This window comes from Nonomuraea bangladeshensis, from assembly GCF_039529455.1.
In the GTDB taxonomy this organism is placed as follows: Bacteria; Actinomycetota; Actinomycetes; order Streptosporangiales; family Streptosporangiaceae; genus Nonomuraea; species Nonomuraea bangladeshensis.
Window position 1 is genome coordinate 173,800 of the sequence record NZ_BAAAMV010000007.1, and the last position, 23,168, is coordinate 196,967.

Here is a 23,168-nt window from a genome sequence, read left to right on the forward strand (position 1 = left end):
CCGGCAAGGCATTGGACTGTTTCTGAGAACCAATGTTTTTCTAGCATCCATCGCATGAAACACGGCATCCCCGGCGCCTCGTCCGCCATGTTCCTGGTCGGCACGCTGGCCGGCGTCTCCGGCCTCGTCGCCGCGTACCCGCTGTACGGCGGCCAGGCGGTCCGGTACCTCGTCGCGGCCGCCATCCTGCTCCTCATCACCCGCCCGCTCGGCCTGCGGTTCGTCCGTCTGACCGGACGCGAGACGCTGTACCTCGGCCTGCTCACCCTGCTCGGCCTGGTCCTGTTCAACGTGTGCGTCATCGAGGCCACCCGCGCCGCGGGCCCCGCCCTGGTCGGCACCGTGCTCGGCACCGTGCCGCTGTGGCTGGCCCTGGCCGGGGGCCGTCCCTCGCCACGGCTGCTGGCCGGCGCGGCGGTCGTGGTGTCCGGCGCCACCCTCGCCACCGGGCTCGGCAGCGGCAACCTGCCCGGCCTCCTCTGGTCGCTCGGCGCCCTGGTCGGCGAGGTCGCCTTCTCCCTGCTGGCCATCCCGCTGCTGCCCAAGCTGGGGGCGATCCGGGTGTCGGCGTACTCGACGGCGCTGGCCGTCCCGATGCTGCTCGCCGTAGGGCTGGTGGCCGAGGGCACGGCGATGTTCCGGATGCCGACGGTGCCGGAGGCCCTGGGCTTCGCCTACATGTCGGTCGTCATCACGGTGCTCGCGTTCTTCCTCTGGTACAGCGCGCTCCCCCGGCTCGGCCCCGGGACGGCGGGGCTGTTCGCCGGGCTCATCCCGGTGGGGGCGATCGTGACGGGCGCGGTGCTGGGCGTCGCCATGCCCACCGCGTACGACCTCATGGGCGCCGCGCTCGTGATCGCCGGCATCCTCGTCGGGCTCACCGCCCCCGCTCCCGCCAGGGAGCCCGTACGGGCCGCCGGAGGAGGCGCGTAATCTACAGGGCGGACGAAAGGATGGACATGGGCGAGTTCGACTACACCGACCTGCTGCCGCTGGGAGCCGATGACACCGAATATCGGCTGATCACGACGGAGGGGGTGCGGAAGGTCGAGGCGGCCGGGCGGACGTTCCTCGAAGTCGAGCCGGAGGCCCTGCGGCTGCTCACCGAGACGGCCGTACACGACATCTCCCACTATCTGCGGGCCTCCCACCTCGCCCAGCTCAGGAAGATCGTCGAAGACCCCGAGTCCAGCGGCAACGACCGCTTCGTGGCGCTCGACCTGCTGAAGAACGCCTCCATCTCGGCCGGCGGCGTCCTGCCGATGTGCCAGGACACCGGCACCGCCATCGTCATGGGCAAGCGCGGCCGGCACGTCCTCACCGACGGCCGCGACGCCGAGCACATCGCGCACGGCGTGTACGACGCCTACACCCGGCTCAACCTGCGCTACTCCCAGATGGCCCCGCTGACCATGTGGGAGGAGAAGAACACCGGCTCCAACCTGCCGGCCCAGATCGAGCTGTACGCCGAGGACCCGCACGGCCACCCCGACGAGTACAAGCTGCTGTTCATGGCCAAGGGCGGCGGCTCGGCGAACAAGTCGTTCCTGTACCAGGAGACGAAGGCCGTGCTCAACGAGAAGCGCATGATGGCCTTCCTGGAGGAGAAGATCCGCTCGCTCGGCACCGCGGCGTGTCCTCCGTACCACCTGGCGATCGTGGTCGGCGGCACCTCCGCCGAGTACGCCCTGAAGACCGCCAAGTACGCCAGCGCCCGCTACCTCGACTCCATCCCGACCGAGGGCTCGCCCTCCGGACACGGCTTCCGCGACCTGGAGATGGAGGCGAAGGTCTTCGAGCTGACGCAGAAGCTGGGCATCGGCGCGCAGTTCGGCGGCAAGTACTTCTGCCACGACGTCCGCGTCATCCGCCTGCCGCGGCACGGCGCGTCCTGCCCGGTGGCCATCGCGGTGTCGTGCTCGGCCGACCGTCAGGCCCTCGCCAAGATCACGCCGGAGGGCGTGTTCCTGGAGCAGCTGGAGACCGACCCGGCGCGGTTCCTGCCGGAGACGACCGACGAGCACCTGTCGGACGACGTCGTACGGATCGACCTCAACCGCCCGATGCCCGAGATCCTCGCCGAGCTGACGAAATATCCGGTCAAGACCCGGCTGTCGCTGACCGGTCCGCTCGTCGTGGCCCGCGACATCGCGCACGCCAAGATCGCCGAGCTGCTGGACGAGGGCGGCGAGATGCCGCAGTACCTGAAGGACCACGCGGTCTACTACGCGGGCCCGGCGAAGACGCCCGAGGGGTACGCCTCCGGCTCGTTCGGCCCGACGACGGCGGGCCGGATGGACTCCTACGTCGAGCGCTTCCAGGCGGCCGGCGGCTCGATGGTGATGCTGGCCAAGGGCAACAGGTCGAAGCAGGTCACCGAGGCCTGCCAGAAGTACGGCGGCTTCTACCTGGGCTCCATCGGCGGCCCCGCGGCCCGGCTGGCCCAGGACTGCATCAAGAAGGTGGAGGTCCTGGAGTATCCCGAGCTGGGCATGGAGGCGGTGTGGAAGATCGAGGTGGTGGACTTCCCTGCCTTCATCGTCGTGGACGACAAGGGCGACGACTTCTTCACGGACCGCACGGGTCCCGTGCTGACGATCGGCCGCCGCTGAGGAACGCGCTGAGGAACGCGCCGAGGAACGCGGCGGGGGTGCCGGGTGGGGGGTTCTCGCCGCTCGGCACCGCCGTCAGGCGGCGAGTCGCACGGGCTCCCGGTGCGGCGGCACCACGGTGCCGTCGGGCAGCAGCAGACCGGTGTCGTCGAACAGGACGACGCCGTTGCAGAGCAGGCTCCATCCCTGGTCGGGGTGGGCCGAGATGACGTGCGACGCCTCACGGTCAGACGCGTCGGCACTGGGACAGACCGGATAATGACTGCACATCGCGCACCTCTCTGATTGCGCTCCGACGATGGTGTCGTGGGTGGTCATGAGTCGTAGGTGCTGGATCAGAACGGGAGCGGGCGGCCGGACGGCGTGCGAAGGTCGAGCGCCGGGGCGCTCGGCTTCCTCGGCCGGCGACGGATCTGGATCTGGCGCATTGTCATCACGTCCTTCGCGTGCCGGTCGGCGGTGCGGTACGGACTCGTCGCTCTGGTTCAACTCGGCGACGGCCCGCTGTTCTCGGCTTTACCATGCGCCCGCCCCCTTACGGCACCCTTACAACTCGCTGACCGACCCCTGTTTCCCCTGGTAGCCGGTCCACGGTTGAGCTGAACGTCCCCTCCATGCATCATGCCCGTTTTCTGGGCAGATGAGTGTGCCGACCGACACAGACCGTGGCCACGCGGTCTCGACGCCAGGGGGACACTCGTACTACCTTCGGACAGAGGCCCGGCACAGGTTTGCTGACGTGACGAGTCAGGCAGGTTGACTTAAGTTCGCAACAATTTATCGGCCGCGCCTCTACTGGTCGGTTTACACAAATAGGTAAGCTGCCTGCCATGCGTGCGCCCTCCGGTTACCTTCTCGCCGCGCGCTATCGGCTTGTGGAGCCGGTCGGTCGCGGCGGCATGGGCACCGTCTGGCGGGCGCACGACGAGCTGCTCAACCGCTACGTCGCGGTCAAGGAGGTGCGGCTGCCCTCCGTGCTCGACGAGGAGCTGCGCGCCGAGCTGTGCGCGCGCACCGAGCGCGAGGGCCGGGCCACCGCGATGGTGGCGCACCCGTCCGTCATCACGGTCTTCGACGTCGTCACCGAGGACGACCGGCCCTGGATCGTCATGGAGCTGCTGCGCGCCAAGTCGCTGGAGCAGCTCATCCAGGAGGAGGGCCCGCTGGAGCCGCGCCGGGCCGCCGAGATCGGCCGGCAGATCCTCGGCGCGCTGCGCGCCGTGCACGCCAAGGGCATCCTGCACCGCGACGTGAAGCCCAGCAACGTGCTCGTCACCGAGGACCGCGCGGTGCTGACCGACTTCGGGCTGGCCGCGCTCGAAGGTGACGTCTCCATCACCCAGGCGGGCATCGTTCTCGGGTCCGCGGGTTACATCGCTCCAGAGCGGGTGCTGGGCTCGAAGGCCAGCCCGGCCGCCGACCTGTGGTCGCTCGGCGCGACGCTCTACACCGCGGTCGAGGGCCGCGGCCTGCACGGTCGCCGTACGGCCGCGGCGGCGCTGGCCGCGCTGACGAGCGGCGAGCCGATCCCGATGACCAAGGCGGGCCCGCTCGCGCCGGTGCTCGACGCCCTGCTCAGGATCGATCCACACACCCGGCTCGACTCGGTGCGCGCCTCGCTCATGCTGGCCAGGGTCGCGGCCGGCGGCTCGGCCGAGGAGCCGCTGGCCCCGCGCCGGCCGCCGCGCGCCGCCCAGGGACGGTCCACGCAGGGACGGTCGGGGCAGGGCATCGCGCCGCCCGCCTTCGCCCGCCGGCCCACCCACCGGGGGATGCACCGGGCCGACGTCACGAACTCCGCACCGGTGAGCGTCCCCAGGCAGGAACGCCGGCCCGGCGAGGGCGTTCACCGCAAGCGTGTGGAGCAGGGCGAAACTCCCTCTGCATATGCCCGTCTGAAAGCCACGGTGATAAAGTTGTGCCTTCCTCGGCGGTTCTGGCCAAGAGAACTTCGCAAGCGAGGGTAAAGCACTTCCCAAGCGAGAATCGATATCTTCTTCGTATGCCGGAACAGCAGACACGCCTGCTCGCGGAGCGTTACGAGCTCATCGCCCCGCTGGGCCGGGGCACCATGGGCACGGTGTGGCGCGCACGCGACCGCGCGCTCGGGCGCGAGGTGGCGGTCAAAGAGATCCGCCATGACCCGGGGCTCACCGAAGAACAGCGGACCGAGCTGCGCGAACGCATGGTCCGCGAAGGCCGCCTCGCCTCGCGCATCAACCATCCCGCCGTGGCCTCGATCCACGACGTCCTGATCGACGACGGCAGTCCCTGGATCATCATGGAGCTCGTCGAGGGCCGCTCGCTGGAGCAGGTCATCGACGAGGAGGGGCCGCTGCCCCCGCGCCTGGTGGCCGAGATCGGCGTCGACCTGCTCGGCGCGCTGCGGGCCGCGCACAGCCAGGGCATCACGCACCGCGACGTCAAGCCGGGCAACGTGCTCATCACCGAGAACGGCCGGGTGGTGCTGACCGACTTCGGCATCGCCAAGGCCGAGGGCGACTCGCGGCTCACCAAGACGGGCATGGTGATCGGCTCCCCGGGCTACACCGCCCCGGAACGTGCCAGGGGCGAGTACACCGGGCCCGAGTCCGACATCTGGTCGCTCGGGGCCACGCTCTACTTCGCGGTCGAGGGGCGGCCGGCCTACGAGCGCTCCACGATCGCCGAGACGCTGGCGGCGCTGCTCACCGAGAGCGCCGACCCGCCCACGCAGGCGGGGCAGCTGCGTCCCGTGCTGAACGGCCTGCTCAACAAGGACTACCGGCAGCGGCTCAACGCCGCCAAGGCGGAGACCCTGCTCCGCATGGTCGCCGACACCCCCACGAGCGAGATGCCGGTGATCACGGCCGAGGCTCTGATGGCTCAGGAGGTCGCGTTGCCCGACCCGTTCGCCAAGAACCCCCCGCCGGGGCCGGCCGGGCAGCCGCAGGCGCCCGGCGCGCGGCCACAGGCACCGGCCGCACGGGGCCAGGAGCCGGGCATGCGAGGCCAGGAGCCACGGGGCCGGGAGCCGCGGCCGCAGCCGTTCTCCGGTCCTCAGAGCCCCGCCGCGACGCCCCCCGGCTCGCGCGGCTCAGCGGGATCGGTCCCCGGCCCCAAAGCGCCCACGGTGCCGCAGAACGCCTCCCAGGGCCACCCGCAGGGCCCGCCCCAGAGTCCACAGAGCCACCAGCAGGGCCGTCCCCAAGGTGCTCCCCCGCAAGGCCCTAGGACAGGACCCCCGACCGGCCCGCAACGGCCGCCGGGCGCGGACGGCCAGGGGCCGGGCAACGCCTTCGACTCCGCCGGCGAGGGCTTCGACCCCGACCGCACGGTCAGCGTGGCCCGTCCCAAGGGCCCGTTCCCCACGCCGCCGCCCCAGCAGCCGGCCGACGAGGGCTCGATCAACACGATGCGCATCCAGTCGCCGATCGGCTCCCCCGGCCAGCAGGTCTATCCCCCGGCCAACCCCCCGGCGGGCCGGCAGCCCGACACCGCCCCCAACCCGGCTCCCCCGCAGCAGCAGCCCCCGCACTTCGGCCCCCAGCAGGGCGGTCCGCAGGTCCCCTTCGAGGGCCAGGGTCTCGGCACGGACCTGTTCTCCATCGCCGGCCCCGCGGAGCAGAAGCCGGCGGGCAACCGCAACGGGATGCTCGTGCTCATGGCGGTGGCCGCCGCGGCCGCCGTCGTCATCGCCGTCCTCATCGTGGCCCTCTTCAGCAGCTGACCCCGGCCCTCGCGGGTAAGACTGGGAGTCATGAGCGAGTTCCGTATCGAACATGACTCCATGGGCGAGGTCCGCGTGCCGGCGGGGGCCAGGTGGCGTGCGCAGACCCAGCGGGCGGTGGAGAACTTCCCGGTGTCGGGACGGCCTCTGGAGTCGTCCCACATCGCCGCGCTGGGCCTGGTCAAGGCGGTGGCCGCCGAGGTCAACGGCGAGCTGGGCGTGATCGACGAGGACCTGGCCGAGGCGATCGCGCAGGCGGCGGCCGACGTGGCCGACAACGAGCACGACGCCCACTTCCCGATCGACGTCTTCCAGACCGGCTCCGGCACCTCGTCCAACATGAACGCCAACGAGGTGATCGCCACCCTGGCCGAGGAGCGGCTGGGCCGCCCGGTCCATCCGAACGACCACGTGAACGCCTCCCAGTCGTCCAACGACGTCTTCCCGACCTCGATCCACGTGGCGGCGGCCACCGAGGTGACCTTCCACCTGATCCCGTCGCTGCGTCACCTGGCGGAGGCGTTGCGGGCGAAGGAGGCCGAGTTCGCGGGCGTGGTGAAGTCGGGGCGCACCCACCTGATGGACGCCACGCCGGTGACGCTGGGCCAGGAGTTCGGCGGCTACGCCACCCAGGTCGAGCACGGCGTCGTACGGGTGACCGCCGCGATGGACCGCGTACTGGAGCTGCCCCTGGGCGGCACCGCCGTGGGCACGGGCATCAACACGCCGCCGGGGTTCGCGAAGGCGGCCATCGCCAAGCTGCGCGAGGCGACCGGCATCCCGTTCACCGAGGCGGCCGACCACTTCGAGGCGCAGAGCGCGCAGGACTCCATCGTGGAGCTGTCCGGGCAGCTCAAGGTGGTGGCGGTGTCCCTCAACAAGATCGCCAACGATCTGCGCTGGATGGGCTCGGGCCCCCGCGCGGGGCTGGGCGAGATCAACCTGCCCGACCTGCAGCCCGGCTCGTCGATCATGCCGGGCAAGGTCAACCCGGTGATCCCCGAGGCCACGGCCATGGTCGCGGCCCAGGTGATCGGCAACGACGCGGCGATCACGTTCGCCGGGGCGTCCGGGAGCTTCGAGCTGAACGTGCAGCTCCCGGTGATCGCCCGCAACGTCCTGGAGTCGATCCGGCTGCTGGCGAACGTCTCCCGCCTGCTCGCCGACCGCTGCGTCACCGGCATCACGGCGAACGAAGAGCGCCTGCGCGAGTACGCCGAGTCGTCCCCGTCGATCGTCACCCCGCTCAACAGGTACGTCGGCTACGAGGAGGCCGCGAAGATCGCCAAGCAGGCCCTCGCGGAGCGCAAGACCATCCGCGAGGTGGTCGTCGAGCGCGGCCACGTGGCCGACGGCACCCTGACCGAGGAGCAGCTCGACGCCGCGCTCGACGTGCTGTCGATGACCCGGCCGGATTAGGCCGTACGGGTCGCGTGGCCCCAGCGGGTGAGCAGGGAGAGCGCGGCGCCGGAGTCCACGGCGTCGGCGGCCCGCTTGTAGGCGCCGGCGAGTGCGGGCACGAGCTCGTTCGCGCGCGGCGCGCCCTCGGCGGCCACCACGGCGGCGGCGGCGTTCAGCAGGACGATGTCGCGCACCGGGCCGCGCTCGCCGGCGAGGACGGCGCGGGCGACGGCGGCGTTGTGCCGGGCGTCGCCGCCCCGCAGGTCGTCGGGACGGGCGCGGGCGATGCCGAGCTCGGCGGGGTCGAAGGCGGTGCGGGTGACCGTGCCGAGCCGGACCACCCAGATGGTCGAGGGGCCGCAGGTGGTGAGCTCGTCGAGCCCGTCGTGGCCGCGGAAGACGAGCGCGGAGCCGCCCCGCTCGGCCAGCACGCCGGCGATGACGGGCGCCATCCGCTGGTGGTAGACCCCGACCGCCTGCGCCGGCGGCAGCGCGGGGTTGGTGAGCGGGCCCAGGAAGTTGAACACCGTGGGCACGCCCAGCTCGCGGCGGGGCCCGGAGGTGCGCCGCAGCGCCGGGTTGAACACGGGCGCGAAGCAGAACGTGATGCCGAGCTCCTCGGCGACGTGCACGACGGCGGCGGGTGGCAGGTCGATGACCACGCCCAGCTCCTCCAGCACGTCGGCGGCGCCGGACTTGGAGCTCGCGGCCCTGCCGCCGTGCTTGACGACCTTGACGCCCGCGGCGGCGGCCACGATGGCGGCCATGGTGGAGACGTTGACGGTGTTGGCCCGGTCGCCGCCGGTGCCGACCAGGTCGACCGGGTCGCCGGAGACGCGGATCGCCGCCGATCGGGTCAGCATGCCGTCGGCCAGCCCGGAGACCTCTTCGACGCTCTCGCCCTTGGCCCGCAGCGCGACCGCGAACGCGGCGATCTGCGCGTCCGTGGCCTGGCCCGACATGATCTGCTCCATCGCCCAGGCGGCCTGGCGCGAGGTGAGCGAGACCCCGTCGAGGAGCAGGGACAGCAGCTCGGCCCAGATCTTCGTGACCTCTTTGGCGGAGGCGGGAGTGGTGCCGGGTGCGACGTTGGCTGCGGTGCTGGTCACGGGAAAGCGCCCCTTTCGTGAAGTGCTCGACGGGGGCGCGTGCATGATGCCGGTGGCCGCCTCGTCGAGGCGGCCGGTGCGTGTGCGCTCGGAGGTCCGCCTAGGAGGCGGGCCACCACTGCTGCGCAGACGCGATCATGCCGCCCAACATATCAGACGGGGTGATCCACATAGCGCAGCGCGCATCTATGTCGTCAGCCCCCATGCTGGCCGGTGCGGGGAGCGCCTAGGGTGCGGAGTATGGCGAAGGAGCTGACTGGGCGGACCGCGCTGGTGACGGGGGCGGGCAGCGGCATCGGGGCGGCCTGCGCCCGGCGGCTGGCCGCCGCCGGCGCCCGGGTGCTGGTCGCGGACCTGCGGGCCGAGCCCGCCGAGAAGGTGGCCGCCGAGGTGGGCGGCGTGGCTGTGGTGGCCGATCTGGCCGATCCCGGGTTCGTCGCGGCGCTGCCGGACGAGCCGGTCGACATCGTGGTGAACAACGCCGGGTTCCAGCACGTGGCGCCGATCGAGGAGTTCCCGCCCGAGGTCTTCTCGGCCATGCTGCGGGTCATGGTGGAGGCGCCGTTCCTCATCGCGCGGCGGGTGCTGCCCGGCATGTACGAGCGCGGCTGGGGCAGGTTCGTCAACATCTCGTCCGTGCACGGGCTGCGGGCCTCGCCGTACAAGTCGGCGTACACCACGGCCAAGCACGCGATGGAGGGCTTCTCCAAGGTCGTGGCCCTGGAGGGGGCGGCCCACGGGGTGACCTCGACCTGCGTGTGCCCGGCGTACGTGCGCACGCCGCTGGTGGAGGCGCAGATCGCCGACCAGGCACGGGTGCACGGGATCGCGCCCGAGGAGGTGGTGGAGACGATCATGCTGGCGCCCGCGGCGGTGAAGCGCCTGATCGAGCCGGAGGAGGTGGCCGAGCTGGTCGCCTACCTGTGCGGCCCCAACGGCTCCTTCATCACCGGCGTCTCCCTTCCCATGGACGGAGGGTGGACCGCCCACTGATGTCCCGCCGCTATCTGGAGCTGCTGGCCCGCGAGGCGTCGGCGGTGGAGTTCGAGGGGCCGATCGTCGAGGCGCGGGCCCGGGGGGCGGACGCGGCCGAGATCGAGGAGCTGGAGCAGGCCAAGATCGAGGCGCTGCGGGTGCGCGCGCTGCTCAGGCGGCGGGCCCGGCGCGAGGCCGAGCTGTCGGCCCTGTACGACACCGCCGGCGACCTCGCCGCCCTGCGCGACCTGGACGCCGTCCTGGAGGCGATCGTCCATCGGGCCAGGCAGCTCCTCGCGACCGACATCGCGTACATGACCCTGCACGACCCCGAGCGGGGCGACACGTACATGCGGGTCACCGACGGGTCGATCTCGGCCAAGTTCCGTGCGCTGCGCCTGGCGATGGGCGCTGGCCTCGGCGGGCTGGTGGCGCAGTCGGCGACGCCGTACGCGACCGCCGACTACTTCGCCGACCCGCGCTTCCGCCACGAGGGCCACATCGACGAGGCCGTCAAGGAGGAGGGCCTGGTCGCGATCCTCGGCGTGCCGCTGCGGCTGGGGCAGCGGGTGATCGGCGTGCTGATGGCGGCCAACCGCAGCGCGCGGCCGTTCCACCAGGAGGAGGTGGCGCTGCTGGCGAGCCTCGCCGCGCACGCGGCGGTGGCGATCGACAACGCGCGGCTGCTCCAGGAGACCAGGAACGCCCTGGAGGAGCTGTCACGGGCCCACCGCACCGCGCGGGCGCGCGGCGAGGCGGTGGAGCGGGCGGCGCTGGCCCACGACCGGATGACCTCGCTGGTGCTGCGCGGCGGCGGCATCGAGGACGTGGCGGCCGTGGTCACGGAGGTGCTGGGCGGGAGGCTCGCGGTCCTCGACGACCTGGGGCGCCCGCTCACGGGCGACGTGGGCGAGCTGGACGCGGGGGTGTTCGAGGCCGCGCAGGCGTCGCGGGCGCTCGGCCGCACGGTGCGGCGCGGCGAGCTGCTGGTGGCGTCCGTGGACGTCGGCGGCGAGCCGCTGTGCACGCTCGTGCTGCGCAGCGACGACGCCGACGAGCGCATCCTGGAGCGGGCGGCGCTGGTGTGCGCGCTGCTGCTGCTGTTCCGGCGGAGCGTGGCCGAGGCGGAGGGCCGGGTACGCGGCGAGCTGCTGGACGACCTGATCGCCCGGCCGGACTCCCCCGGCCTCGCCGACCGGGCCAGACGGCTCGGCGTGGACCTGGGGGCGCCGCACGTCGTCGTGGTGGTCAAGCACGGCGGGCAGCGGGAGCGGGCGGCGTTCTGGGCGTCCTCGCAGGCGGCCATCAGGCACGGGCTCGCGGCGGGGCGGGGCGACGAGGTCGTGCTGCTGCTGCCGGGCGAGCGGCCGGGAGCGCTGGCCACGCGGGTGGCCGCCGAGCTGAGCGCGTCCCTCGGCGCGCCCGCGACGGCCGGCGCGGCCCTCGCGGCCCTCGCGCCGCCGGAGGAGGCCGCCCCCTACGCGACCGCCTACCAGGAGGCGCGGCGGTGCGCCGAGGCGCTGATCGCGCTCGGCCGGGCCGGTGACGGCGCGAGCGCGGCCGAGCTGGGCTTCGTCGGGCTGCTCGTCGGCGACGGCCGCGACGTGCGCGGCTTCGTGGACCGGGTGCTGGGCGCGGTGATCGGCTACGACGCCCGGCGCGGCACCGCGCTGGCCGACACGCTGGCCGCCTACTTCGGCACGGGCTGCTCGCCGTCGCGTACGGCCGAGGCCCTGCACATCCACGTCAACACGGTGACGCAGCGGCTCGACCGGGTCGGCCGGCTGCTCGGCGACGGCTGGCAGGAGCCCGAGCGGGCGCTCGAACTCCAGCTCGCCCTCCGCCTGCACCGGCTCGGCCACACATCCACCGGCCAGAGTGTGGGCCCTGACTCCATATGAGTGACGCCGGTCACTCCCTACCGTGACCGGCATGGCCACTTCCATCAAGAAGATCGTCGCCGCCAGCCTGATCGGCACGACCATCGAGTGGTACGACTTCTTCCTCTACGGCTCCGCCGCCGCCCTCGTGTTCAACAAGCTCTTCTTCCCCGAGTCCGATCCGCTGACCGGCACGCTGCTGTCGTTCCTCACCTACGCCGTCGGGTTCGTCGCCCGGCCGCTCGGCGGCCTGGTCTTCGGACACTTCGGCGACCGGGTGGGCCGCAAGACCCTGCTGGTCGTCAGCCTGCTGATGATGGGGACGGCGACGTTCCTCATCGGCTGCCTGCCGACGTACGAGACCCTCGGCCCGGCCGCCGCGCTGGTGCTGACCGGCCTCCGCCTGGTGCAGGGCTTCGCGCTCGGCGGCGAGTGGGGCGGCGCGGTGCTCATCGTCTCCGAGCACGGCGACGACGCCCGCCGCGGCTTCTGGGCCTCCTGGCCGCAGGCCGGCGCGCCGGGCGGCAACCTGCTGGCCACCGGCGTGCTGGCGGCGCTGGCCGCCTGGCAGTCGGAGGAGACGTTCCTGGCGTGGGGGTGGCGGGTGCCGTTCCTGCTGTCGGGGGTGCTCGTGCTGATCGGCCTGTGGATCCGGCTGTCGATCACCGAGTCGCCCGTCTTCCAGAAGTCGGCGCCGGAGGAGCGGGCGCCCATCGTGGGCGTGCTGCGCCACCACTGGAAGGACGTGCTCGTCGCCATCGGCGCCCGCCTGGCCGAGAACATCTCCTTCTACCTGCTCACCGTCTTCGTCATCACCTACGCCAAGACCGCCGGCGTCGAGAACTCGACCGTGCTGAGCGCGGTGCTCGTCGCCTCGGCGGTGCACTTCGTGACGATCCCGATGTGGGGCGCGCTGTCGGACCGGGTCGGCCGCCGCCCGATCTACCTGGCCGGAGCGGCCGGCATCGGGCTGTGGATCTTCGCGTTCTTCCCGCTGGTGGACACCGGCAACTTCCTGGCGATCACCCTCGCGGTCATCGTCGGCCTGCTGTTCCACGGCATGATGTACGGCCCCCAGGCGGCCTTCTTCTCCGAGCTGTTCGGCACCCGGATGCGCTACACCGGCGTGTCGATCGGCGCCCAGCTCTCGGCCATCGTGGCGGGCGCGCTCGCGCCCATCATCGCGGTGGCCCTGCTGCGCGCGTACTCCAGTAGCCTTCCCATCTCTCTCTACCTCGGGCTGGCCGCGGTCCTCACGCTGGGCGCGGTCTACGCCGCCCGGGAGACCCAGGGCCGCGACCTGGCCGAAAGGACCCACGTACGATGAAGGTCACCACTCCCCGGCTCACCCAGAACGTCCTGACCGTCGAGGGCAGGGACGGCGGCGAGCCCGTGCTGTTCGTCCACGGCAACGTCTCCTCGGCCGCGTTCTGGCGTGACCAGATGGCGGCGCTGCCCGGCCGCTACCGCCCGCTCGCCGTGGACCTGCGTGGCTTCGGCGACACCGAGCCGGCCCCCGTGGACGCCACGCGCGGCCTGCGCGACTACTCCGACGACGTGCTCGACCTGGTCGAGACGATGGATCTGGCGCCGGTCCACCTGGTCGGCTGGAGCATGGGCGGCGGCGTCGTGATGCAGGCCCTGCGTGACCGTCCCGGCGTGGTGCGGAGCGTCACGCTGGTCAACCCGGTCTCGCCGTACGGCTTCGGCGGCACCGAGGGCGTGGACGGCCGGCTCACGCACCCCGACGGCGCGGGCGCGGGCGCCGGCGGAGCGAACCCCGACTTCGTGGCCCGCCTCCAGTCCGGCGACCTGTCGGACGAGTCGCCCACCTCGCCGCGCAGCGTCTTCCGCTCCTCCTACGTCAAGCACCCGGTCCCCGACGAGGACTTCTACGTCCGCGCCATGCTGACCACCCGTGTGGGCGAGGCCCACTACCCGGGCGACCTGGTCACCTCCGACGCCTGGCCGAACGTGGCCCCCGGCAAGACCGGCGTGCTCAACACCATGTCCCCGACCTACTTCCGGCTGGACGACCTGCCGGAGATCGACCCCAAGCCGCCCATCCTGTGGATCAGGGGCGCCGACGACGTCATCGTCTCCGACACGTCCCTGTTCGACCTGGCCCACCTCGGCGCGCTCGGCGTCGTGCCCGGCTCCCCCGGCACGCCCGCCCAGCCGATGGTGACGCAGACGCGGGCGGTGCTGGAGCGCTACGGCGCCTACCGCGAGGCGGTCATCGCCGAGTGCGGCCACAGCCCGCACCTGGAGCACCCCGCCGAGTTCGGCCGGCTCCTGGCCGCCCACCTGGGCGAGGCGTGATGCTGGTCGCCCTCACTCTCGTCGCGAGCCTGCTGACGCCCGTACAGCAGCAGCACCCGCAGCAGCTCGCCGTGCCGGGCGCGGAGAAGCAGGTGGTCGCCCGCCTGGCCGACCTCACCACCGCCGGCACCGTGGCCAGCGGCCACACCGACCCGGCCGACTGGGCCGGGCTGCACTCGGCCGCCACCGTCAACCCGACCGGCGTGCCGGGCACGCAGATCGACGGCTACTTCCCCGACACCTCCACCGGCAACGCGACGCACGGCTGGAACCACGACGCCCAGTTCGTGATCAGGCTGCCCGACCGCTGGAACGGCGGCCTGGTCGTCAGCGGCACCCCGGGCAACCGGGAGCAGTACGCCAACGACTACACGATCTCCGACTGGGTGCTGTCCAAGGGCTACGCCTTCGCCGCCACCGACAAGGGCAACGTCGGCACCGCCTTCCACGAGGACGGGCGCGCGCCCGGCGACGCCATCGCCGAGTGGAACCACCGCGTCACCCAGCTCGCGGTGGCCGCCAAGGCCGTGGTCCGCCAGCGGTACGGCCGGCAGCCGGCCCGTACGTTCGCGGCCGGCATCTCCAACGGCGGCTACCTCGTCCGCTGGCAGCTGGAGAACCGCGGCCACCTCTACGACGGCGGCGTGGACTGGGAGGGCACGCTCTGGCGGCTCAAGGGCGACAACCTGCTGAACGTCCTGCCTCCGGCGCTGAAGGCGTACCCGGACGAGGCCGGGGTGCGGGCGGCCGGGTTCGCGGCCGGGTCGGAGTTCCTGTGGCCGTTCCACCGGCAGTACTACTGGGAGCTCACCCAGGAGCTCTACCAGAAGGAGCTGGACCCGTCCTACCAGGGCGCGCCCGCGGACTACGACTACGACGCGCGCAAGCCGTACGGGGCCGTCGCCAAGATCGCGCTGACCGGCCGGATCACCAAGCCGCTCATCACGGTCCACGGGACGCTCGACACGCTGCTGCCGATCTCCCGCAGCTCCGACGTCTACGCCCGGATGGTCGGGCCGCACCGGCCGTTCCGCTATCACCGGGTCGAGGGCGGCAACCACCTGGACAGCCTGGTGGATCTCTACCCCGACCGGCTCAAGCCGCTGCTGCCCGTCTTCAGGAGCGCGTTCGAGGAGCTGGAGGGGTGGGTCAGGTGAGATAGCGGTGCCGGCCCGCGCGCGCCAGGCGCACCACGTGCCGGACGCCGGGCAGGCGCCGGCCGAGCCGGTGCAGCGGGGTGTCCCTGCCGAGCGGTGAGGGCCGGCTCGGGTCCACGGCGGCGGCCGGGCGCACCTGCACCCGTCCCCGCCGTACGCTGAGCGCGAAGCGCAGCCCGATCTCCTCCTCGGCCGAGCGCAGCGACGCCATCCAGTCGCCGCGGCAGAGGTGGTCGGGGGCCGGCCACATGCGCCGCACCGGCAGCTTGGCCACGAGCTGTCCGGCGATCTTGCCGGGCAGCCCGGCCTCGGCGAGGGCGGGGGCGCTCACCTCGCGCTCGCGGCCGTGGCCGGTGCTGTGCAGCACCAGCTCCAGCGGCGGGCCGCCGCTCGGCGGCACGTACGGCACCGGCAGCACCACGTAGGCGTGCCCGTCGAGCTGCTTGACCTCGGCCCCCGGTGACACTAGCGCGATCGACTCGGCGAACGAGCGCGGCTCGACGGCGAGCCCCAGCTCCCCCTGGTCGGTCCAGCAGGGCACGACGAGCCGCATGCGGGGCCGCTGGGCGAGCACGCCGAGGCAGTTGAGCGGGCCCTCTCCCCTGCGCACCCGGCTTCTCGCCTGGTTGGCGCCGCCGTACATGCGCACGTGCAGCTCCCACTGGCCGGGCAGCAGCGGCTCGCCGAACGCGGCGCTGCTCACGTCGATCCTGGCCTCGGCCTTGATCTGCACGCGGGCCCTGCGGCGGCCCTCCTGGACCACCTCGACGCGCTGGGCGAGCGGCAGGAAGTAGATGTCGCCGGTCTCGGCGTGGCGTACGTAGACCTCGATGCGGGCCCGCTCGACGGCGTCGCTCACGTTGGTGACGGTGGGGTGCAGCAGCTTGGGGTCGATGGCGCGCGGCGGCACCCAGTGCAGGCGAGGGCCGTCCACGCGGTAGCGGTCGGGCCGGCCGTCGCCGTCCTTGACCTCGACGGTGAGCCCGAGCACCAGGACGTGGGCGTCCCAGCGCACCTCCGTCAGCTCCGAGAGCAGGCCGCCGCGGCGGGTCGAGGTGGACAGCAGCACGATCTGGTCCAGGCGGCCCGTCCTGACGAACGCGGCCACCGCCCGGAGCTGAACGGGCAGGTGGCGGTCCAGCTTCTCGGGGAAGCGCTCCTTCACGAGCTGCTGCACGAGGCGGAAGTGCCGGCCCCGGTCCACGGAGGAGTCGGCGAACCTGCTGGTCAGCAGGGGCCGCAGGACGGCGTAGCGGTACCAGTAGGCGTACATGCGGTCGCGCTGGCGGCCCTCGCCGACGTAGGCGTCGATGTCGTTGAGCAGTGACCGCAGCTCCTGCGCCATGGCGTGCGGCTCCTCCTCCAGCCGGGGCCGTTCGCCGAGGTGGCAGCAGACGTGCTCGGCGAGCACCGCGATCACCTTGGCGCGCACGTACGCCCGCATGACGAACGCCTGCTCGGCCAGCCGCCCGCCGGTCAAGGAGAAGCCGAGGTCGTGCTCCTCCAGGAAGGCCCGGCGGTAGAGCTGCTGCGGGCCGAGCACGCTGAGCAGCCGGTCGCGCAGGATGTCGGCGCGGCCGGTGCTGCGGTTGAAGGCGATCATCGGTGGGCCCGAGTCGCGCACCAGGCGGCCGATCAGCACGTCCGCGCCGGTGTCCAGGGCCCGCTCGTGCATGCGGGCGAGGGCGTCGCGTTCCAGGCGGTCGCGCTGGTCGAGGAAGAAGACGTACTCGCCACGGGCGGCGGCCAGCCCCACGTTGCGGCCCCGTGCGGGCGAGCCGGTGCAGGGCAGGTGGAGCGCCCGGACGTTCGGGCGGGTGGCGGCGATGGCGTCCAGGCGCTCGGCGGTGCCGTCCGTGGATCCGTCGTCCACGAGCAGCACTTCGACGTCGCCCGCGGGCATCGACTGCTCCAAGGCGGAGCGGATGCACGCGTCCGCGGTGTCACCCGGATTGTGGACATTGACGATCACACTGACCTTCACACCCATGCGGCCAGCCTGTGCCCCGCCCCGCCGTCAGGGCGCGGTGGCTTGCCGATTGCAGAAGGAAAGTTGACCTGGCCGGGTGTCCCTCTGGGAGGTTCAGTACCAACCGACGCGCTGCGAGTGACCCCAGGCGCCGCAGGGCGTGCCGTAGCGGCCCTTGATGTAGCCGAGGCCCCACTTGATCTGGGTGGCGGCGTTGGTCTGCCAGTCGGCGCCCGCGCTCGCCATCTTGCTGCCGGGCAGCGACTGCGGGATGCCGTACGCGCCGGAGTAGCGGTTCATGGCCCGCTCGTTCCAGCCGCTCTCCTTGGTCCAGAGCGACTCCAGGCAGCCCCACTGGTCGGCGCCGAAGCCGAACGAGGCGAGCATGGCCTTGGCGACGGCCTTGTTGCTGCCGGGCGAGGGGTTGGTGCCGGGCGGGAAGTTCTGGGCGGGGAAGCCGTCGCCGCCGGGGGCCTGCTTGGGCACCACCCAGGACAGCTCCTCCTTGTGGTCGGCGGCGCCGTCGCGGTTCTTCTTGAGCTGCTCGGCGCGGAAGGCCTGCTCGGCCGCGGCCTTGAGCGCGTCGGTCTCGGGGTCGGGCGCCGAGAGGTTGCCGCTGGCCAGCTTGCCCATGTCCTCCATCGAGAACACGGGGGCGGCCGGCTTGCTCGCGTTGTCGATCGCGCGCATGGCGACGAAGGTGCCGCCACCGCCGACGACCGCCAGCGAGACGACGGTGATGACGATGGCCTTGGGCTTGACGCGGCGCGACGACCGGCGTGCCGAGGGGACATCGGTTGTCGGGGGGCGCTCACTCAAACGCGGACCGGGGCTCACGATCCATGAGCTTGCCCTGTCCTGGGGGGTGCCGCGCAACCGAAACGCGGTAATCGCTTGATGTTCCCTTGGCTAACCAGCACGTTAGCGTGCTATTTCAGGATACTGTGAGATTTGTCACACTATGGCGACTCCCCTTCGTGCCCCCGTTGACCGAAGGGAAGCCGCTTTCAGGGTTTCTGTCCTTCTTCCCGATGCCTTCAACACGACGTCACAGTTTGGTGACACAACCCGGCTATACAGGACATGGAACGATAATGTGCGCGTGGCAGGCATTCTCCTCGTCGAAGACGACCCCTCGGTCCGCACCGCACTTGAGCTGGCGCTGACCCGTCAGGGGCACTCGGTGACGTCGTACGCGACCGGCGAGGAGGCACTCGACCACATCCGGGCCCGCCGCCCCGAGATCGCCATCCTCGACGTCATGCTCCCCGGCATCGACGGCATCGAGGTCTGCCGCCGGGTGCGCAAGCTCGACCAGCTCCCCGTCATCCTGCTCACCGCCCGCGGCGACGACCTGGACATCGTGGTCGGCCTGGAGGCCGGCGCCGACGACTACGTGGTCAAGCCGGTCGAGCCCCGCGTGCTGGACGCGCGCATCAGGGCCATCCTGCGCCGCGCCGAGTCCGCCGCCTCCGACCGCATCACCTTCGGCGAGCTCGTCATCGACCGGGGCGCGCTCAAGGTCACGCTGGCCGGCAAGGAGATCCACCTGACGCCCACCGAGCTGCGGCTGCTGCTGGAGCTCGTCCGCCACCCCGGGCAGGTGCTCAACCGCCGCTACCTGCTGCGGGCGGTCTGGGACCACACGCACATCGCCGACTCCCGCCTCGTGGACGCCTGCGTGCAGCGCATCCGGGCCAAGATCGAGCCGAAGCCCGCCGAGCCGGTGTTCATCCACACCGTGCGCGGCTTCGGCTACCGCTTCAGCCCTCCGTGACCAGTGATGTCCCAGTGATCCCTCTTCCCACCGGACTGCGCGCCCGGCTCGTCATCACGTTCACGCTGGTCGCCGTCACCGCGTCCATGCTCGTGGCCACGATCGGCTTCGAGCTGGCCAAGACCGCCCTGGTGACCAGGACCGAGCGGACCTCCATGGACCTCGTCGTACGGGAGCTGAACGGGGTCGACTTCCCCGTCGGCCGGCCGCGGCCGGGCGAGGCCGAGCCCACGAGCAGGGAGCTGAACCGCCTGGCCCAGACCATGAGCGCCCCCGGCAGGAGCGTCGTCGTCGAGTACGGCGACCTGGTCTCCGTCACCGGCCCGATGACCCTCCGCGACGTCCCCAACGAGCTCTACGGCCGCGCCAAGCAGAGCGTCGTCACCCAGCGCCGGGTGATCAGGGGCGAGCTGTGGCTCATCGTCGGCACCGAGGTCCACCGCGCCACGAACGGCGTGCCCGAGGCCACCGGCCTGCGCGCGTTCGTCTTCTTCCCCATGCGCGCCGATGTCAGCCAGCTCGACACCCTGCGCGCCAGGCTGTTCCAGGGCGGCATCGCGATCGTGCTCATCGCCCTGGTCGTGGCGCTGTTCTCGGCCCGCCAGGTGCTGCTGCCGGTGCGCCGGCTGAGCGCCGCCGCCCAGGCGCTCGGCGAGGGCCGGCTGGACACCCGCCTGCCGGTCCACGGCCAGGACGAGCTGGCCGGGCTGACCGCCAGGTTCAACGACGCCGCCGCGGCGCTGGAGCTGAGCGTGTCCGAGCTGCGCTCGCTGGAGGCCATGTCCCGCCGGTTCGTGGCCGACGTCTCGCACGAGCTGCGTACGCCGCTGACCGCCATGACGGCCGTGGCCGACGTGCTGTCGGAGGAGGCCAACCGGCTGCCCGAGGCGCCCGCGGAGGCCGTCCGGCTGGTGCTCGGGGAGATCGAGCGCCTGCGCGAGCTGGTCGAGCACCTCATCGAGATCAGCCGCTTCGACGCCGGCACCGCCACGCTCAACCTGGAGCCGGTCAACGTGGCCGACGCCATCGACGACTGCCTGGGGACCCGCGGCTGGACCGAGCAGGTCAAGGTGAACGCCTCCCAGGGGCTGACCGCCAACCTCGACCCGAGGAGGTTCGACGTGATCGTGGCCAACCTCGTCGGCAACGCGCTCAAGCACGGCGGCCCGCCGGTGGTGGTCAGCGCCCGCAGCACCGAGAACGGGCTGGAGATCAGGGTGCGCGACCACGGCAGGGGCATCCCGCGCGAGGCGCTGCCGCACGTCTTCGACCGCTTCTTCAAGGCCGGCGCGGGCCGGGCGCGCAGCCAGGGCAGCGGCCTCGGCCTCGCCATCGCCCGCGCGAACGTGCACCTGCACGGCGGCACCATCTCGGTACGCGCCCAGGAGCCCGGCACCCTCTTCACCGTCTGGCTGCCCCACACATGAGAGTCAGGGCCGTCCTCGCGCTGCTCGCCTGCGTCCTGCCGGCCGCCTGCGGCATCTCGCCCACCGACGTGCAGGAACGCGGCAACGCGCCCACCATCAGCATCCCGCCGCCGTCCAAGACGATCTTCCTCATCAGGGACGGCAAGCTCACGCTGGAGCCCGCCGACGTCGGGGACGACACGGTGGAGAGCCTGCTCGGCGCGCTGTTCGCGGCGTCCGGGCAGCCGCTCGGCGACAGGGAGACGGCGCTGCGCGGGTTCACGTACCTGCGGACCAAGGACTCGCTCAACCCCGTGCAGCGCGACGAGATGCAGCTCCCGCGCACGCTGACGCTGACCGTCTACATCAGGGGCGCGGGCGCGCTGAGCGACCTCGGCAAGGCGCAGATCGTCTGCACGGCGCAGCAGGACGCGGCGTACGAGCAGGTCAAGATCGTCCGTGACAACGAGAACCGCCCCCCGAAGGACGAGGGGCGGTACACCTGCGGCGATCTCCGCAGCGCTACATCGTGATGTCCTCCAGCATCTCGGTGACCAGCGCGGCGATCGGCGAGCGCTCGGAGCGGGTCAGCGTGACGTGGGCGAACAGCGGATGCCCCTTGAGCTTCTCCACCACCGCCACCACGCCGTCGTGCCGCCCGACCCGCAGATTGTCGCGCTGGGCGATGTCGTGGGTGAGCACCACGCGGGAGTTGGCGCCGATCCGGCTCAGCACCGTGAGCAGCACCCCGCGCTCCAGCGACTGGGCCTCGTCCACGATGACGAACGCGTCGTGCAGCGATCGGCCGCGGATGTGCGTGAGCGGGAGCACCTCCAGCATGCCCCGGTCCAGCACCTCGTCGATCACCTCGGGCGTGGTGACCGCGCCCAGCGTGTCGTAGACCGCCTGCGCCCACGGGCCCATCTTCTCGCCCTCGGTGCCCGGCAGGTAGCCGAGCTCCTGGCCGCCGACCGCGTAGAGCGGACGGAAGACGACCACCTTGCGGTGCTGGCGGCGCTCCAGCACGGCCTCCAGGCCCGCGCACAGCGCCAGCGCCGACTTTCCTGTGCCGGCACGGCCGCCCAGCGAGATGATGCCGATCTCCGGGTCCATCAGCAGGTCGAGCGCGATGCGCTGCTCGGCGGAGCGGCCGTGCAGGCCGAACACCTCGCGGTCGCCGCGCACCAGGCGTACGGACTTGTCGGGCAGCACCCGGCCGAGCGCCGAGCCCTTGGCCGACAGCAGCCGCAGCCCGGTGTGGGTCGGCAGTTCCCTGGCCTCCTCCACCTCGGCCGTGCCGTGCTCGAAGAGCGTCTCGACGTCCTCGGCGGTGACCTGGATCTCGGCCATCCCGGTCCAGCCCGACTCGTGCACCAGCTCGGCGCGGTATTCCTCCGCGGTCAGGCCGATCGAGGCCGCCTTGACCCGCATGGGCAGGTCCTTGGAGACCAGCACGACGTCGCAGCCCTCGGCGGCCAGGTGACGGGCCACCGTGAGGATGCGCGTGTCGTTGTCGCCGAGGCGGAATCCGACCGGCAAGATGGACGGGTCGCTGTGATTGAGCTCAACCCTGAGTGTGCCGTCCCCAGTCGGCGTCGGCATGGGCTCGTCGAGCCTGCCGTGCCTGATCCGCAGATCGTCGAGGTAGCGCAGGGCCTGCCTCGCGAAATAGCCGAGCTCTGGGTGATGCCGCTTGCCTTCCAGCTCGGTGATCACGACGATCGGCAGGACCACGTCGTGCTCGGCGAAGCGGGTCAGGGCCGCCGGGTCGGCCAGCAGCACCGAGGTGTCGAGCACGTAGGTGCGCTTGGCCGGCTGGGTCGTAGGGTTGCTCGAGGACACTGCCACACGTTCTCCCCCGGGCGCCCCACGTGCGGGCGCCCTGCAGACGAGGCGGGAATCGGACCGGACCCGCGTTCCCCGACCGCGAGACGCCGTCGGCGCCGGGTTCCGGCCCCCCTCGGCGGATCGTGGTGCAAAGGCGGGACCTCTCCGGAGTGTTCGACCTGTGGTCGGACACTTTCAACGTTACGTCCTCGATACCCGAATGTCGTGTCAAGAACCGTAACGTCGATGTCTCGCAGCGTAATCGCGCAGCGCCCGCAGGAAGTCAACCCTGCGGAAGTCGGGCCAGTAGGCCTCGTGGAAGTAGAACTCGGAGTGAGCGCTCTGCCAGAGCATGAAGCCCGACAGGCGCTGCTCGCCCGAGGTCCGGATGAGGAGATCCGGATCGGGTTGGCCGCGAGTGTAGAGATGCTCCGCGATGTGCTCCACATCGAGCACCTCGACGAGGTCCTCGATGCTCGCTCCCTTGCTCGCTTGCTCCTGGAGCAGTGAGCGCACCGCATCGGCAATCTCACGTCTTCCTCCATACCCAACTGCAACGTTCACAATCAGGCCCGGACGGTGTGATGACGCTTCTTTCGCGTTTTTGAGGACATTCGCCGTTCGGTCCGGCAGCAGGTCCAGCGCGCCGACGGGGATGATCCGCCAGCCCTGGTCCACCAGCTCCCGCGTCACGTCCTCGATGATGCGGAGAAGCGGCTCCAGCTCCTCCCTCGGCCGGTTGAGGTTGTCGTTGGAGAGCATCCAGACGGTGACGACCTCGACGCCGGTCTCGCGGCACCAGCAGAGCAGCTCGGAGATCTTGTCGGCGCCCTTGCGGTGACCCGTGGAGACGTCGCTGATCCCCATGGAGCGCGCCCAGCGGCGGTTGCCGTCGATGATGACCCCGACGTGCCGGGGGATGCCGTCCTTGGACAGCTTGGCCTCCAGCCGGCGTTCGTACAGCCGGTAGACCAGGTCGCGCAGGCCCACGGAGTGTCCTCCCCAGCGGTTGCCCTCGGTCAAT

The 23,168-nt window shown here is 71.8% G+C and carries 19 protein-coding genes; 13 read left to right on the plus strand and 6 right to left on the minus strand.

Going from position 1 to position 23,168, the window contains the following annotated elements:
* Positions 1-54: 54 nt before the first annotated feature.
* Both ABD292_RS23795 and ABD292_RS23800 read left to right on the plus strand, forming a co-directional pair.
* Positions 55-933, plus strand: coding sequence for a DMT family transporter (locus ABD292_RS23795; RefSeq protein ID WP_344210788.1), 879 nt, complete (start codon positions 55-57; stop codon positions 931-933).
* Positions 934-959: 26 nt separating this feature from the next.
* Positions 960-2,612: a fumarate hydratase gene (locus ABD292_RS23800; RefSeq protein WP_344210790.1), complete on the plus strand. Its 1,653-nt coding sequence runs from the start codon at positions 960-962 to the stop codon at positions 2,610-2,612.
* Positions 2,613-2,687: 75 nt separating this feature from the next.
* On the opposite strand, the gene ABD292_RS23805 is transcribed toward ABD292_RS23800, so the two are convergent.
* Entirely contained in the window at positions 2,688-2,882 is a 195-nt protein-coding gene (locus ABD292_RS23805; RefSeq protein WP_344210792.1) for a DUF5999 family protein, read from the minus strand.
* 560 nt (positions 2,883-3,442) lie between these two features.
* On the opposite strand from ABD292_RS23805, the gene ABD292_RS23810 reads away from it, so the two are divergent.
* Genes ABD292_RS23810 through ABD292_RS23820 form a run of 3 tightly spaced genes read left to right on the plus strand, consistent with a single transcriptional unit; the run spans position 3,443 to position 7,740 of the window.
* Positions 3,443-4,579, plus strand: coding sequence for a serine/threonine-protein kinase (locus ABD292_RS23810; RefSeq protein ID WP_344210794.1), 1,137 nt, complete (start codon positions 3,443-3,445; stop codon positions 4,577-4,579).
* 35 nt (positions 4,580-4,614) lie between these two features.
* Positions 4,615-6,321 carry a serine/threonine-protein kinase gene (locus ABD292_RS23815; protein ID WP_344210796.1) on the plus strand — a complete coding sequence of 569 codons (1,707 nt, stop codon included), beginning with the start codon at positions 4,615-4,617 and terminating at the stop codon, positions 6,319-6,321.
* 30 nt (positions 6,322-6,351) lie between these two features.
* Positions 6,352-7,740: a class II fumarate hydratase gene (locus ABD292_RS23820; protein WP_344210798.1), complete on the plus strand. Its 1,389-nt coding sequence runs from the start codon at positions 6,352-6,354 to the stop codon at positions 7,738-7,740.
* On the opposite strand, the gene trpD is transcribed toward ABD292_RS23820, so the two are convergent.
* Entirely contained in the window at positions 7,737-8,831 is a 1,095-nt protein-coding gene (trpD, locus tag ABD292_RS23825; RefSeq protein ID WP_344210800.1) for an anthranilate phosphoribosyltransferase, read from the minus strand. The two genes, ABD292_RS23820 and trpD, sit on opposite strands and share 4 nt — an antisense overlap.
* A gap of 240 nt (positions 8,832-9,071) precedes the next feature.
* On the opposite strand from trpD, the gene ABD292_RS23830 reads away from it, so the two are divergent.
* From ABD292_RS23830 to ABD292_RS23850, 5 genes are read left to right on the plus strand one after another with little or no spacing between them, the layout of a single operon-like run.
* Positions 9,072-9,824 (plus strand): 3-hydroxybutyrate dehydrogenase, encoded by a 753-nt coding sequence (locus ABD292_RS23830; RefSeq protein ID WP_344210802.1) that lies wholly within the window; start codon positions 9,072-9,074, stop codon positions 9,822-9,824.
* Positions 9,809-11,707, plus strand: coding sequence for a helix-turn-helix domain-containing protein (locus tag ABD292_RS23835; RefSeq protein ID WP_344210804.1), 1,899 nt, complete (start codon positions 9,809-9,811; stop codon positions 11,705-11,707). Before ABD292_RS23830 ends, ABD292_RS23835 begins: the two co-directional genes overlap by 16 nt.
* Before the next feature lie 31 nt (positions 11,708-11,738).
* On the plus strand, positions 11,739-13,013 hold the full coding sequence (locus ABD292_RS23840) for an MFS transporter (protein WP_344210806.1): 1,275 nt from the start codon (positions 11,739-11,741) through the stop codon (positions 13,011-13,013).
* Positions 13,010-14,008, plus strand: coding sequence for an alpha/beta fold hydrolase (locus ABD292_RS23845; protein ID WP_344210808.1), 999 nt, complete (start codon positions 13,010-13,012; stop codon positions 14,006-14,008). Before ABD292_RS23840 ends, ABD292_RS23845 begins: the two co-directional genes overlap by 4 nt.
* Positions 14,008-15,165 carry an alpha/beta hydrolase family protein gene (locus ABD292_RS23850; RefSeq protein WP_344210810.1) on the plus strand — a complete coding sequence of 386 codons (1,158 nt, stop codon included), beginning with the start codon at positions 14,008-14,010 and terminating at the stop codon, positions 15,163-15,165. The genes ABD292_RS23845 and ABD292_RS23850 overlap by 1 nt, the downstream gene beginning before the upstream one ends.
* Here the strand turns inward: ABD292_RS23850 and ABD292_RS23855 are convergent.
* Positions 15,158-17,155 carry a glycosyltransferase family 2 protein gene (locus tag ABD292_RS23855; protein WP_344210812.1) on the minus strand — a complete coding sequence of 666 codons (1,998 nt, stop codon included), beginning with the start codon at positions 17,153-17,155 and terminating at the stop codon, positions 15,158-15,160. The genes ABD292_RS23850 and ABD292_RS23855 overlap by 8 nt on opposite strands.
* A gap of 93 nt (positions 17,156-17,248) precedes the next feature.
* Positions 17,249-17,953, minus strand: coding sequence for an aggregation-promoting factor C-terminal-like domain-containing protein (locus tag ABD292_RS23860; RefSeq protein WP_344210814.1), 705 nt, complete (start codon positions 17,951-17,953; stop codon positions 17,249-17,251).
* Between the two features lie 283 nt (positions 17,954-18,236).
* Here ABD292_RS23860 and ABD292_RS23865 point away from each other — a divergent pair, with 283 nt between their 5' ends.
* Genes ABD292_RS23865 through ABD292_RS23875 form a run of 3 tightly spaced genes read left to right on the plus strand, consistent with a single transcriptional unit; the run spans position 18,237 to position 20,850 of the window.
* Positions 18,237-18,911: a response regulator gene (locus ABD292_RS23865; protein WP_344210816.1), complete on the plus strand. Its 675-nt coding sequence runs from the start codon at positions 18,237-18,239 to the stop codon at positions 18,909-18,911.
* Positions 18,912-18,925: 14 nt separating this feature from the next.
* A complete protein-coding gene (locus tag ABD292_RS23870) occupies positions 18,926-20,338 on the plus strand; it encodes an ATP-binding protein (RefSeq protein ID WP_344210818.1) in 1,413 nt (470 codons plus the stop codon).
* Positions 20,335-20,850, plus strand: a complete 516-nt coding sequence (locus tag ABD292_RS23875; RefSeq protein ID WP_344210820.1) for a hypothetical protein — start codon at positions 20,335-20,337, stop codon at positions 20,848-20,850. The genes ABD292_RS23870 and ABD292_RS23875 overlap by 4 nt, the downstream gene beginning before the upstream one ends.
* Here ABD292_RS23875 and phoH2 read toward each other — a convergent pair.
* Together phoH2 and ABD292_RS23885 are read right to left on the minus strand one after the other, a co-directional pair.
* Positions 20,840-22,165: an RNA 5'-3' helicase PhoH2 gene (gene phoH2 / locus ABD292_RS23880; protein WP_344210822.1), complete on the minus strand. Its 1,326-nt coding sequence runs from the start codon at positions 22,163-22,165 to the stop codon at positions 20,840-20,842. The two genes, ABD292_RS23875 and phoH2, sit on opposite strands and share 11 nt — an antisense overlap.
* A gap of 207 nt (positions 22,166-22,372) precedes the next feature.
* Complete coding sequence (locus ABD292_RS23885) at positions 22,373-23,134, minus strand: isoprenyl transferase (RefSeq protein WP_344210824.1); 762 nt, start codon at positions 23,132-23,134, stop codon at positions 22,373-22,375.
* Positions 23,135-23,168: the final 34 nt, after the last annotated feature.